This window comes from Pseudomonas sp. BN515 (assembly GCF_029873155.1).
Lineage (GTDB): Bacteria > Pseudomonadota > Gammaproteobacteria > Pseudomonadales > Pseudomonadaceae > Metapseudomonas.
Map to the genome: position 1 here is coordinate 1 of NZ_SSOH01000049.1, position 12,915 is coordinate 12,915.

Below are 12,915 nucleotides of genomic sequence, written 5' to 3' on the forward strand. Positions count from 1 at the left end.
GTGGCTTCGGCCAGCTCCAGCGGCGCATCCAGGCTGAGATCGATGCTCTCGGCAGCCGGTTCGGCTTCCAGCTCACCCAGGCTCCAATTGTCGTCGGAGACCAGCAGCTCGCCTTCGGCGGCCGGGGCCACAGTGGCTTCGGCCAGCTCCAGCGGAGCATCCAGGCTGAGATCGATGCTCTCGGCAGCCGGCTCGGCTTCCAGCTCGCCCAGGCTCCAGTTGTCGTCGGAGACCAGCAGCTCGCCTTCGGCGGCCGGCGCTTCGGCGAGTTGAACCGGCTCCAGCGGTGCCGGCAGCTCGAGGCCGTCGTCCGCAAGTTCGAAGTCCGCAGCCAGGGGCATGACGGCTTCCGGCTCGTCTTCCGGGTCCAGGTGCTGGTGCAGCTCCGACTCTTCGGCGGCCAGTACTTCAATTTCCTGCAGCGGATCGGCCAGGGGCGCCGGGGCTTCTTCCTCTTCCACGCGGTCGAGGATGGAAGGCTTCTCCTGCAGCGGATAACCCAGGGCGCCGAGGCTTTCCTCCGCGACGTCGAGGATCAGGTCACCCTGGGCGGCATGGTCCTCGGACAGGCGTTCGAGGTAGTACTCGACGCTGGTGATGGCGTCGGCCAGGGTGTCCAGGCTCTGCCAGTTGGGCACGGCCTTGCGCGCCAGCAGCTGTTCGAGGATGTAGCGGTTGCAGGCTTCGAGCAGAGCCGCGGCGCGCGGCAGCGGGATCATCGCCATTCCGCCGCGAGCCTGGGTCAGCAGTTCCGGCACGCGGGCCAGGTGCTCGTGGTTCCACTGCGAAGCGATGAATTCGATGATGGCGTCCTTGGCCTGTTCCAGGCCATTGCGCGCCTCCTTGATCACCAACTGGTGGATCTGCGCCACATCGGTGGTGGGCAGGTGACTTTCTTCCGCCGCGCCCTGTTCCGCCGGGCCGACCATGCCGGCCAGGGTGGCTTCGACGTAGAGCAAGGCACCGGCCACATCCATCAGCACCGCATCGCTGGGATCACGCTGACCCAGGGACAGGCCGTGGATGACGTCGATCTGGTCGAGGATCACCCGACGCGGTTGGCCGAAACCGAGCACCGCCAGTGTGTCGGCGATCTGCTTGAGCGGCGGCAGCAGGGAATCCAGTTCGGCGACGCCGGAGCGGTCGCTGCGCACGAACAGGTCGAGGCTGTCCTTGACCCGCACCAGTTCTTCACAGAGGGCAGTGACCACCGAGCGCATGGCATCGCGGTCGGGGCCAGCGAGACGGGCACGCTCCTCGTCCACCACGGCGGTATCGGGCAGGGCCTCGTCGAGGCGATAGCGCTCTTTCAGGGCGCGAATGCGCGGCGACTGGGCCGGGGCCTTGGCGATGTAGAACAGCAGGTTCTTCACCAGCTCTTCCGAGGCCGCCTGGTTGAAGCCATCGGCGCCTTCCTCGAGCAGACGCTTGAGTTCCTTGTCGACCTGGCGCAGCAGGTTGCGTACCGAGGAACCGTTGACCACGGAGCCATTGGCCAGGCCTTCCACCAGGCCGGAGGCGATCTGCCAGAGCGGGCCGAGCGGCGCGTCCTGGCAAAGAGATTCGAGACGCGCGAACACCCGAGCCATGTAGCCCAGGTTGGTCGCCAGGTCCTGGTTGCGGATCACGCCCACCAGGGCGGTCTGCAGCATCTGCCGCAGTTTGCGCAGTAGCACCGGCAGGTCGGCAGTACGCATGCGCGCCAGGGTGTCCATGGACAGCGCCGGCAGCACGCTGGAAAGGTCTGGGGCGAACAGGCTGGTTTCCGAGAGCAGGTTGTCGCCACGGGCAGCACGCAGGTCGTTCAGCAGCGGCAGCAGGACCATCGGCAAGTCGCGGCGGGCGCTCTGGATGCGGTCCAGGTAGGGAGGCAGCTGCAGGATGGCCTGCATCAGCACTTCCAGGGCCTCGCCCCGGTTGGCTGCGCGGCCTTCCATCAGGGCTTGGGCAAGACGCTCCATTTCTTCGGCGAGCAGGGCAGCGCCGTAGAACTCGACCATCTGCAGCGTGCCCTGGACCTGATGGATATAGGTCAGGCAGAAACGCATGCGCGTCGGATCCTGGGGATTCTCGACGAAATCCTCCAGGGCCTGTCGCGCCTGCTTCAGGGTTTCCGCGATCTCGCCCTTGACCCACTCGAGGGCGACGTAGTCGTGCCGATCAGTCATAGCCGTCTGCTATCCCTTCCGGGTGAATGCCAGAACCTGTTCATTGGGCACCGGATCGAGATCCGGGTGCTGCCACCCCACCACTTCACCGACACCCAGCACCATCAGGCCTCCCGGCGCCAGGCGTTCGGCCAGGCGGTTGAGGATTTCGCGGCGCCGCCAACGGCGAAAGTAGATCAACAGGTTCTGACAGAAAATTACGTCCATGCCGGACATTGGCGCCTTCGCCAGTTCCAGCACATTGAGCCGTGCGCAGCACACCCGTGCGGCCAGGCTCGGCACTATCTTGTAACGGCCATCGTCCTGGACCTGGAAATAGCGCTTGGTGAAGGCTGCTTCCAGTTGTTCCAGGCGCCTTGCGCCATACAGGCCCTCACGGGCCTTGGCCAGGGCGCTGAGGCTGATGTCGGTGCCGGTCACGCCGAAGTAATCCGGTCGTTCGGTACCGCCAAGGGCCTCGGCTGCCAGCATGGCCAGCGAATAGGGTTCTTCACCGCTGGAGCAACCCACGCTCCAGATCTCCAGGGGCCGGGCAAGACCAGCCTCGATACGCCCCCGCAGATAATCGGTGAGCAGCTCGAAGGAAGCCGGGTGACGGAAGAAGCGGGTCTCCTGCACGGTCAGCCGATCCAGCAGGGTCGACCATTCCACCGCGCCGCGCGGGCCATCGGTGACCTGACGGTAGTAGCTGGAGTAGTCCTGCACCCCCAGCTCACGCATGCGCGCGCTGAGATTGGCCTGGAGGAAGGAGCGGCGCTGGTCGCTGACCACCACGCCGGTACGCTCCTCCAGCAACTTCTGCCAGTCGTGGAATTCCGCTGTCGTCATGTCGGCCAGGGGTTTCAAGGCCCAGACGCCGCCTGGCTGCATGCTGTCGTGCCCTTGATTCATGGCCGTCGTGCCGCGGCCTCAGACCGCGGCGCCTCCCCTGCTCAGGCTATGTCCTGCGCTTCCGGCAGCTTGAAGCCGGAAACCGACTTGCGCATCTCGCTCGCCATCTTCGCCAGGTTGCCGATGCTCTTCGCAGTGGCGGTGGTACCGGCGGAGGTCTGCGAGGTGATCTCCTGGATCACGTTCATGGTGTTGGAGATATGGCCCGCGGAGGACGCTTGCTGACGAGCGGCGTTGGAAATGTTCTGGATAAGTGCCGCGAGGGTCTTGGATACCTTCTCGATCTCTTCCAGGGCCACACCGGCGTCCTGGGCCAGGCGGGCACCGCGGACCACTTCGGACGTGGTCTGCTCCATGGAGATAACCGCTTCGTTGGTGTCGGTCTGAATGGTCTTCACCAGCGCCTCGATCTGCTTGGTCGCGGCGGAGGAACGCTCCGCAAGGCGCTGTACTTCGTCCGCTACCACGGCGAAGCCGCGGCCCGCGTCGCCCGCCATGGACGCCTGGATCGCGGCGTTAAGGGCGAGGATGTTGGTCTGGTCGGCAATGTCGTTAATCAGGCTAACGATGTCACCGATCTCCTGGGACGATTCACCGAGGCGTTTGATCCGCTTCGAGGTGTCCTGGATCTGCTCACGGATGTTGTCCATGCCGGTGATGGTGTTGTGCACCACTTCGTTGCCCTTGTTGGCGATGGCTACGGAACGTTCCGCTACCGCCGAGGACTCGGAGGCGTTCGCCGATACCTGGTCAATGGACACGGCCATTTCGTTGATCGCGGCGGAGGCGCCGGCGATTTCCTGGGCCTGGTGCTCGGAGGCCTCGGCCAGGTGCATGGCGGTGGCCTGGGTTTCCTGGGCGGCGGCGGCCACCTGCACGGCGGTCAGGTTGATGGTTTCCACCAGCTCGCGGAGCTGGTCGATGGAGTAGTTGATGGAGTCAGCGATCGCACCGGTGAAGTCCTCGGTTACGGTCGCGGCCACGGTCAGGTCACCGTCGGCGAGGTCGGCGATTTCGTCGAGCAGTCGCAGAATCGCTGCCTGGTTACGTTCGTTCTTCGCGGCGGTCTCGGCCAGTCGGTTGCGGGTGCTCTGCACCATCACCAGACCGATGAGGATGATCGAGCCCAGGGCGAACACGGCCAGCACGTAGCCGGCGAAGGTGTTCATGCCACGGCCATTGGCCAGGTTCTCGAAGCCGGTGGTCAGAGCGGAAGCCTTGTCCAGCAGGGTCTGGGAGCCGGTGAAGATGGTGTTGGCGGATTCACGGACCTGGAAGAGTTCGGGCGAGGTTTCGAGGATCTCGTCCACAGAGCCGGATACGAACTCGAAGAGCTCGGAAATCTCCTGCAGGCGCTCCAGGGCCTCGGTGTTGGTGACCTTGGAGATCTCCATCGCCGCGTTGCCTTCGATCATGGCGCTCAGTACACGGCCGAACAGGCTGGCGTCGCGGCCGAACATGTCGGCGGCCTGAACCGAGTCATCGTCACCGGCCAGTACCTTGTTCACCGAGCCGAGGATACGTTCGGCCAGCAGCGACTGGCGCTGGGCCACGGAAACCTGGCTGGCGGGAGCACCGCTTTCCAGGAGGATGTCCACGACTTCCTCGTACTCGACCTGGAGCTGCGGAATGGTTTCGGCCAGGGTGGCGGCTACCTGGTGCAGGGAGAGTACGGTCTGCTCGCTGGCCAGGATGGCGTCGGCGTTCTTGCGCAGGCTGTCCCAGTCCTTCTGCACCACATCCATCTCGCCCTTCACGGCGACGGGTGCCGCAGGCAGGCCGGTGGTGGCGTCACCCTGTTGCAGGAAGTTCCAGCGCTTCTCGAAGTCGTTGCGCGCGTCCTTCAGCAAGGCGAAGGCTTCGGCCTTGCCCGCCGCGGCTTCACTGGAGTTCTTGGCGATACGCTGGGACAGCACGCGGAGTTCACCGGCGTGGCTGATGTATTCCTTGTCGTAGTTCGCCTGGGTGTTGAGGTACGCGAAGTTCGCGAACAGCAGCACGATGGCGACGATCAGGACCACGAAGAGTCCGGCGATCAGCGACGTGCTGCGCACCCCGGAGAACAGATTGCCTGCGTTCAGTCTTTTCATTATCGGGCCCCCGCCTGGACCAACCACTTATTCCCATGTAACGCCAAAGGGCCGGCAAAGCCGGCCCAACCTTGAAGCCTTGGCCCCGGAGACTCTGCCCCGGTGACCGGTACGGAGCGCCATGCGCCCCGCGTCGAATCTAGACAGCCACCTCGAGGAACGCCTGGTGCTGCGCGAGCGCGTGCGGGCTGAATACCAGCCAGGGCTGCTCGCGATGGAAAACGCCGTGAATGAACGGCTGGATGCTGGCCTCCAGTGGAGGAAGCGTCTCGCTGAAGGAATCCACCAGGAAATGCTGCATGCCGAAGACTTCATCGACGATCAGCCCGGCGAAGATCTCCTGATAGTCCACCACCAGGACCCGGCGCTGTTTGCGCAGCGGCGAAAGTTCGCTGCCGAAGAAGCCGCACAGGTCCATGACTGGTAACAGGCGGCCACGGACGTTGGAAACGCCCTTGACCCAGGACTTCACACCGGGAAGCGAGGTGTGGCGCGGCTCGTGCAGCACTTCGCTGACCTCGCCCATGGGCGCCACGAACAAGCGCTCGCCCATGCGAAAGCCGATGCCGCTCCAGCTCTGCACCACCTGCTGCTGCGCAGGCAGGCCAGCCGCCAGCGCGCGACAGCGCTGGTCGATCTCGAAGAGGAGCTGGAAGGGAGTCTGCGAATCCGACATGGCGACCGGCCTTGGCCTGTTTCTAATAGTTATGTTTCGGGGACCGGCGCGGCAATCAGCCGGCCAGTACCGTATTCAGGGTCTTGATCAGCGTGTCTTCTTCGATCGGCTTGGTCAGGTAGTCACGCGCGCCCTGTCGCTTGCCCCAGACCTTATCGGTTTCCTGATCCTTGGTGGTGACGATAATCACCGGAATGTGACTGGTGTCAGCGTCCTTGGTCAGTTGACGGGTCGCCTGGAACCCATTGAGACCGGGCATCACGATGTCCATCAGGACAGCGTCCGGCTTTTCCTGGCGGGCCAGGGCCACGCCGTCGGCGCCATTCTCGGCCTTGAGTACCTGGTGGCCATGCTTCTCGAGCATGGCAGTCAGCTTGTACATCTCGGTCGGCGAGTCATCAACAATCAGAATACGAGCCATTGTGTTCCCCATACGGAAAGGCTTCACCGGCCTTCAGGCCGGACTTCAGGAGGCTTGCTCCACCGGGGTGAAATCGGGGACGTGAGTCTTGATCGCGCCGAGCAGCTCTTCCTTGCTGAAGGGCTTGGTGAGGTACTGATCGGAACCGACGATGCGACCCTTGGCCTTGTCGAACAGGCCGTCCTTGGAGGACAGCATGATCACCGGGGTGGATTTGAAAGCACTGTTGTTCTTGATCAGGGCGCAGGTCTGATACCCGTCCAGGCGCGGCATCATGATGTCGACGAAGATGATGTTCGGGTGGGAATCGGCGATCTTGGCCAGGGCATCGAAACCATCAACTGCGGTGATGACCTCGCACCCCACTTTCTTGAGCAGAGTCTCGGCTGTACGACGAATCGTTTTCGAATCGTCGATCACCATGACCTTCAAACCCTCGGAATGCTGTTCCATGTTCGCCCTACCATCGCCTCGGTGAGTCGTTATTCTGCTTTATATATGTGCCTGAGGCCCTGCAACCGACGGGCTGCGACCCAATCGTCGGGCCTTTTTAGCACAGTCTCCAGACGCAAGCTACACGGCCTCTGCATCTGCGATTCTTCCCTTTCTGGGGAAGGTTTTTTCCTTGACCGCAATCAATGCCGGCGCCACCCTGAGCGCCTTATCCAACCGGCCCGCCAGCTTTGGCGCGCCCCTTGAAACCTGTTGCGGAGACCCCCCATGAGCGTTCGCCTCGGGATCGTCATGGACCCCATTGCGCAAATCTCCTTCAAGAAGGACAGCTCCCTGGCCATGCTACTGGCCGCCCAGGAGCGCGGCTGGTCACTGTTCTATATGGAGCAGCAGGACCTATACCAGAAAAACGGTGAAGCTCGCGCGCGCATGCGCCCCTTGAAGGTATTCCTCGACCCCGAACACTGGTTCGAGCTGGAAGCGGAGGCCGATACCCCGCTGGCCGAGCTGGACGTGATCCTGATGCGCAAGGACCCGCCCTTCGACAACGAGTTCGTCTACTCCACCTACCTGCTGGAACAAGCCGAACGGTCCGGCGTGCTGGTGGTGAACCGCCCGCAGAGCCTTCGCGACTGCAACGAGAAGTTCTTCGCCACCCTGTTCCCCGATTACACGCCGCCAACCGTGGTCAGCCGACGAGCGGACATTCTGCGCGAGTTTGCCGAAGAACAGCGTGACATCATTCTCAAACCCCTGGACGGCATGGGCGGTTCCTCGATTTTCCGTCACCGCGCCGGTGACCCGAACCTCTCGGTGATCCTCGAGACCCTGACCGCCCACGGCAGCCAGCAGATCATGGCGCAGGGCTACCTGCCGGCGATCAAGGACGGCGACAAGCGCATCCTGATGATCGATGGCGAGCCGGTCCCCTACTGCCTGGCGCGCATCCCGGCTGCCGGCGAGACTCGCGGCAACCTGGCCGCCGGCGGTCGTGGCGAAGCGCGCCCACTGACCGACCGCGACCGTGAAATCGCCGCCGCCGTCGGCCCGACCCTGCGGGAGAAAGGCCTGCTGTTCGTCGGCCTGGACGTGATCGGCGAGCACCTCACCGAGATCAACGTCACCAGCCCCACCTGCATCCGCGAGATCGACAAAGCCTACGACACACGCATTGGTGAACGTCTCATGGATGCGATCGCCCGCAAGCTCGATGCGCGGAGTGCTTCATAGACTTTTATGCGGACGCTCGGCAGACTTCGCCGCTAACTGAAGCAAGCTGACTGGCGATGAACGCAGCCGTGAATACCTCCTCCCAACTGTCCGCCGGCGTCCGCCCGGCGGATCGGCTGGGCTTTACCCTGTTCCTCGCCGCCGTGCTGCACGTGGCGCTGATCCTCGGTGTCGGCTTCACCGTCGGCGACCCACAGCAGATCAGCAAGACCCTGGAAATCACCCTCGCCACCTTCAAGAGCGAGGAGAAGCCGAAGAAGGCCGACTTCCTCGCCCAGGCCAACCAGCTGGGCAGCGGCACCCTGGAACACAAGGCCACGCCCAAGACCACCGAGCAGGCGCCATTCCAGGACAAGGAAATCCGCAAGACCACGCCCCCCGCCGCACCGCCCCAGGCGCCCAAGAAGGAAGCGCCCAAGGCCGCCGTGGCCACCAAGAGCCCGCAGCCGCAGAAAACCACGGTCAAACGCGAGCAGACCAAGCCCCAGCCCGAGGCCACTCCGGCGCCGTCCTTCGACAGCTCGCAGCTCTCTTCCGAAATTGCCAGCCTCGAAGCGGAACTGGACAAGGAGCGCCAGCTCTACGCCAAGCGCCCGCGCATTCACCGCCTGAACGCCGCGTCGACCATGCGCGACAAGGGCGCCTGGTACAAGGAAGAGTGGCGCAAGAAGATCGAGCGCATCGGCAATCTCAACTACCCGGATGAAGCCCGCCGCCAGCGCATCTACGGCAACCTGCGCCTGCTGGTGTCGATCAATCGCGACGGCACCCTGTACGAAGTGCAGGTGCTGGAATCCTCCGGCCAGCCGGTGCTGGACCAGGGCGCCATGCGCATCGTGCGCCTTGCCGCGCCCTTCGCCCCGTTCACCGGTGACCTCGCGGATATCGACCGCCTGGAGATCATCCGCACCTGGCGTTTCGAGCGCGGCGACCGCCTGTCGAGCAATTGAAAGCAGCAGGACGAGATTGGCTCTAGGCTTCAGGCAGAGTCCCGGCGTGGCGTGAGTCCGCGCCGCAGCCTTTTCGCTTGAAGCCTGCCGTCTTAAGCCTGAAACTAACCGACATGAAAAGCGCACCGAGCTACCTCAAGCATCACTTTCTGATCGCCATGCCGCACATGGCCGATCCGAACTTCGCCCAGACCGTCACCTACCTGGTGGAGCACAACGAGCAGGGCGCCATGGGCCTGGTGATCAACCGCCCCAACGGCCTGAGCCTGAGCGACGTACTCGAACAACTGCGCCCGGAAATCACTCCGCCGGCACGCTGCCAGGGCCTGCCCATCTACGCCGGTGGCCCGGTGCAAACCGACCGCGGCTTCGTCCTGCACCCGACCGGCCACAGCTTCCAGGCCACTCTGGAACTGGGCGAACTGGCCCTCTCCACTTCCCAGGACGTGCTCTTCGCAATCGCCGACGGCAGTGGTCCGCAGAAGAGCCTGGTAGCCCTCGGCTACGCCGGTTGGGATGCAGGCCAACTGGAAGCTGAACTCAGTGACAACGCCTGGCTGACCTGCCCGGCGGACCTGTCCATCCTCTTCGAGACCCCGTCCGAGCAGCGCCTTTCGGCGGCCGCCGCGCGTCTGGGCGTGAACCTCAGCCTGCTTACCGCCCAGGCCGGGCACGCCTGATGGCCGAACCCAAACCCCTGCGCCTGTTGCTCGGTTTCGACTACGGCACCAAACAGATCGGCGTTGCCGTCGGCCAGGCGGTCACCGGCCAGGCCCGCGAGTTGAAGGTGCTAAAAGCGCAGAACGGCGTGCCGGACTGGCAACAGGTCGAAGCCCTGGTCCGTGAGTGGCAGCCCGACGCCATGGTCGTCGGCCTGCCGCTGAACATGGACGGCACCCCCAGTGACATGAGCGCCCGCGCGGAAAAATTCGCCCGGCGCCTGAATGGCCGCTTCAATCTCCCGGTATTCACCCACGACGAACGCCTGACCACCTTCGAAGCGAAGGGCCACCGCCTGGCCCAGGGCCAGCGCGATGGCTACCGCGACCGTCCGGTGGACGCCCTGGCCGCCGCGCTGCTGCTGGAAGGCTGGCTGGCCGAGAATTCCGCAACTTCCTGATTCCGAACGCGAGGACCGCCGATGACCCTGCCCAATCCCGCCGAACTGCTGCCGAGGATGGCCAGCGACCTGCAAGCCCACCTGAAGGCCCGCAACATCGACGAACCGCGCTACATCGGCATCCGCACCGGCGGTGTCTGGGTCGCCCAGGCCCTGCTTGAACAGCTGGGCGAAAAGGGGCCCATGGGCACCCTGGACGTATCCTTCTACCGCGACGACTTCACCCAGAGCGGCCTGCACCCGCAAGTGCGCCCGTCCGCTCTGCCCTTCGAGATCGAAGGCCAGCACCTGGTGCTGATCGACGACGTACTGATGAGCGGGCGCACCGTGCGCGCCGCCCTCAATGAGCTCTTCGACTATGGCCGCCCGGCCAGCGTGACGCTGGTCTGCCTGCTCGACCTCAACGCCCGCGAGCTGCCGGTCCGCCCGGATGTGGTCGGTGCAACCCTGTCCCTGGGCGCCACTGAACGGGTAAAATTGCTCGGCCCCGCGCCGCTCACCCTCGAGCGCCAGGATCTCGCTTCACCCGCCTGACCTACCGATTTCTCGTAACCTTTCAGGGCCTGCCCCATGCCGACAGACGCCAAGCGCCCGCTGCAGCTCAACGACCAGGGCCAGCTGCGCCACTTCCTCTCGCTCGACGGTCTGCCCCGCGAGCTGCTGACGGAACTCCTCGACACCGCCGACTCCTTCCTCGAAGTCGGCGCCCGCGCGGTGAAGAAAGTCCCGCTGCTGCGCGGCAAGACGGTGTGCAACGTGTTCTTCGAGAACTCCACCCGCACCCGCACCACCTTCGAGCTGGCGGCCCAGCGCCTGTCCGCCGACGTCATCACGCTCAACGTGTCCACTTCCTCCACCAGCAAGGGCGAGACGCTGTTCGACACCCTGCGCAACCTGGAAGCGATGGCCGCGGACATGTTCGTGGTGCGCCACGCCGACTCCGGCGCCGCTCACTTCATCGCCGAGCACGTGTGCCCGGACGTCGCCATCATCAATGGCGGTGACGGCCGCCACGCACACCCGACCCAGGGCATGCTCGACATGCTCACCATCCGCCGCCACAAGGGCAGCTTCGAGAACCTCTCGGTCGCCATCGTCGGCGACATCCTGCACTCGCGCGTGGCCCGCTCGGACATGCTCGCCCTGCGTACCCTGGGCTGCCGGGACATCCGCGTGATCGGGCCGAAGACCCTGATCCCGGTAGGCGTCGAACAGTACGGCGTGAAGGTCTACACCGACCTCGCCGAGGGCCTGAAGGACGTCGATGTGGTGATCATGCTGCGCCTGCAGCGCGAACGTATGCAGGGCGGCCTGCTGCCCAGCGAGGGCGAGTTCTACAAGCTCTACGGCCTGAGCACCCAGCGCATGACACTGGCCAAGCCGGATGCCATCGTCATGCACCCGGGCCCGATCAACCGTGGCGTGGAAATCGAATCCGCGGTGGCCGACGGCAGCCACTCGGTGATCCTCAACCAGGTCACCTACGGCATCGCCGTGCGCATGGCGGTGCTCTCCATGGCCATGAGCGGCCAGACCGCGCAGCGTCAACTGAACCAGGAAGCCGAGGAGCTGAACTGATGCGTACCCATATCCTCGGCGCCCGCCTGATCGACCCGGCCAGCGGCCACGACCAGGTCGCCGACCTCTTCCTCGACAGCGGCAAGGTCGCCGCCATCGGCAAGGCCCCGGCCGGCTTCGAAGCGGACAAGACCCTCGACGCCAAGGGCCTGGCGGCTGCCCCCGGCCTGGTGGACCTGTCCGTCGCCCTGCGCGAGCCCGGCTACAGCCGCAAGGGCAATATCGCCAGCGAGACCCTGGCTGCCGTCAGCGGCGGCGTCACCAGCCTCTGCTGCCCGCCCCTGACCCGCCCGGTACTGGACACCCCGGCCGTGGCCGAGATGATCCTCGACCGCGCCCAGGAAGCCGGCCACGCCAAGGTCTTCCCCATCGGTGCCCTGACCAAGGGCCTGGCCGGTGAGCAGCTGTCCGAACTGGTGGCCCTGCGCGACGTGGGCTGCGTGGCGTTCGGCAACGGCCTGGCGAGCTTCGCCAGCAACCGCGTGCAGCGCCGCGCCCTGGAATACGCGGCCACCTTCGACCTGACCGTGGTCTTCCATTCCCAGGACGCGTCCCTGGCCGAAGGCGGCCTGGCCCATGAAGGTCCGACCGCCAGCTTCCTCGGCCTGGCCGGTATCCCGGAAACTGCCGAAACCGTGGCACTGGCCCGTGACCTGCTGCTGGTCGAACAGAGCGGCGTGCGTGCCCACTTCAGTCAGATCACCAGCGCCCGCGGCGCCGAAATGATCGCCCAGGCACAGGCCCGTGGCCTGCCGGTAACCGCTGACGTGGCCATGTACCAGCTGATTCTCACCGACGAGGCGCTGATCGACTTCTCCAGCCTCTACCACGTGCAACCGCCGCTGCGCACCCGCGCCGACCGCGACGCGCTGCGTGAGGCGGTGAAGAGTGGCGTGATCAACGCCATTTCCAGCCACCACCAGCCCCACGAGCCGGATGCCAAGCTCGCCCCCTTCGGCGCCACCGAACCGGGTATGAGCGGCGTGGAGCTGCTGCTGCCGCTGGCCATGACGCTGGTGCAGGACGGCCTGCTCGACCTCCCCACCCTGCTCGCCCGCCTCACCGTCGGCCCGGCTCGCGCCCTGCGCCTGCCCGCCGGCCGCCTCGCGGTTGGCGCTCCTGCAGACGTGGTGCTGTTCGACCCGCAAGCCACCACCCTGGCCGGGGAAACCTGGAAGTCCAAGGGCGACAACTGCCCCTTCATCGGTCACTGCCTGCCGGGCAAGGTGCGCTATACCCTGGTGGACGGCCGGATCATCTTCGAAGCCTGATACCCACCCATGAAAAAGCCCGCCAATCGGCGGGCTTTTTCGTTTCAGCCAGATGGAGCCACCAGTG

At 65.0% G+C, this 12,915-nt stretch carries 13 protein-coding genes; 7 read left to right on the forward strand and 6 right to left on the reverse strand.

Translation table 11 applies throughout. The annotated features are described in order from the left end of the window. The 6 genes from E8E91_RS12440 to pilG form a co-directional block, all read right to left on the reverse strand. A partial coding sequence (locus E8E91_RS12440) for an Hpt domain-containing protein (RefSeq protein WP_280375991.1) occupies window positions 1-2,168 on the reverse strand: 2,168 nt, incomplete at its 3' end. Between the two features lie 9 nt (window positions 2,169-2,177). Next, window positions 2,178-3,038 (reverse strand): protein-glutamate O-methyltransferase, encoded by an 861-nt coding sequence (locus E8E91_RS12445; protein WP_280376132.1) that lies wholly within the window; start codon window positions 3,036-3,038, stop codon window positions 2,178-2,180. A gap of 62 nt (window positions 3,039-3,100) precedes the next feature. Further along, a complete protein-coding gene (locus E8E91_RS12450) occupies window positions 3,101-5,149 on the reverse strand; it encodes a methyl-accepting chemotaxis protein (RefSeq protein ID WP_280370848.1) in 2,049 nt (682 codons plus the stop codon). A gap of 139 nt (window positions 5,150-5,288) precedes the next feature. Then, entirely contained in the window at window positions 5,289-5,825 is a 537-nt protein-coding gene (locus E8E91_RS12455; RefSeq protein ID WP_280375992.1) for a chemotaxis protein CheW, read from the reverse strand. A gap of 55 nt (window positions 5,826-5,880) precedes the next feature. Next, window positions 5,881-6,246 carry a twitching motility response regulator PilH gene (pilH, locus tag E8E91_RS12460; RefSeq protein ID WP_151131354.1) on the reverse strand — a complete coding sequence of 122 codons (366 nt, stop codon included), beginning with the start codon at window positions 6,244-6,246 and terminating at the stop codon, window positions 5,881-5,883. 45 nt (window positions 6,247-6,291) lie between these two features. Then, entirely contained in the window at window positions 6,292-6,699 is a 408-nt protein-coding gene (pilG, locus tag E8E91_RS12465; RefSeq protein WP_003455569.1) for a twitching motility response regulator PilG, read from the reverse strand. A gap of 267 nt (window positions 6,700-6,966) precedes the next feature. On the opposite strand from pilG, the gene gshB reads away from it, so the two are divergent. The 7 genes from gshB (at window position 6,967) to E8E91_RS12500 (ending at window position 12,848) form a co-directional block, all read left to right on the forward strand. Then, entirely contained in the window at window positions 6,967-7,929 is a 963-nt protein-coding gene (gene gshB / locus E8E91_RS12470) for a glutathione synthase (RefSeq protein ID WP_280375993.1), read from the forward strand. A gap of 56 nt (window positions 7,930-7,985) precedes the next feature. Continuing rightward, window positions 7,986-8,879 carry an energy transducer TonB gene (locus tag E8E91_RS12475; RefSeq protein ID WP_280375995.1) on the forward strand — a complete coding sequence of 298 codons (894 nt, stop codon included), beginning with the start codon at window positions 7,986-7,988 and terminating at the stop codon, window positions 8,877-8,879. A gap of 113 nt (window positions 8,880-8,992) precedes the next feature. Further along, a complete protein-coding gene (locus tag E8E91_RS12480; protein WP_280375996.1) occupies window positions 8,993-9,559 on the forward strand; it encodes a YqgE/AlgH family protein in 567 nt (188 codons plus the stop codon). Then, window positions 9,559-9,999, forward strand: a complete 441-nt coding sequence (gene ruvX, locus E8E91_RS12485; protein ID WP_151131350.1) for a Holliday junction resolvase RuvX — start codon at window positions 9,559-9,561, stop codon at window positions 9,997-9,999. Before E8E91_RS12480 ends, ruvX begins: the two co-directional genes overlap by 1 nt. A gap of 21 nt (window positions 10,000-10,020) precedes the next feature. Beyond that, window positions 10,021-10,533 (forward strand): bifunctional pyr operon transcriptional regulator/uracil phosphoribosyltransferase PyrR, encoded by a 513-nt coding sequence (gene pyrR, locus E8E91_RS12490; RefSeq protein ID WP_271471490.1) that lies wholly within the window; start codon window positions 10,021-10,023, stop codon window positions 10,531-10,533. 36 nt (window positions 10,534-10,569) lie between these two features. Beyond that, a complete protein-coding gene (locus E8E91_RS12495; RefSeq protein WP_280370838.1) occupies window positions 10,570-11,577 on the forward strand; it encodes an aspartate carbamoyltransferase catalytic subunit in 1,008 nt (335 codons plus the stop codon). After that, window positions 11,577-12,848, forward strand: coding sequence for a dihydroorotase (locus E8E91_RS12500; RefSeq protein ID WP_280375997.1), 1,272 nt, complete (start codon window positions 11,577-11,579; stop codon window positions 12,846-12,848). Before E8E91_RS12495 ends, E8E91_RS12500 begins: the two co-directional genes overlap by 1 nt. Window positions 12,849-12,915 lie beyond the last annotated feature (67 nt).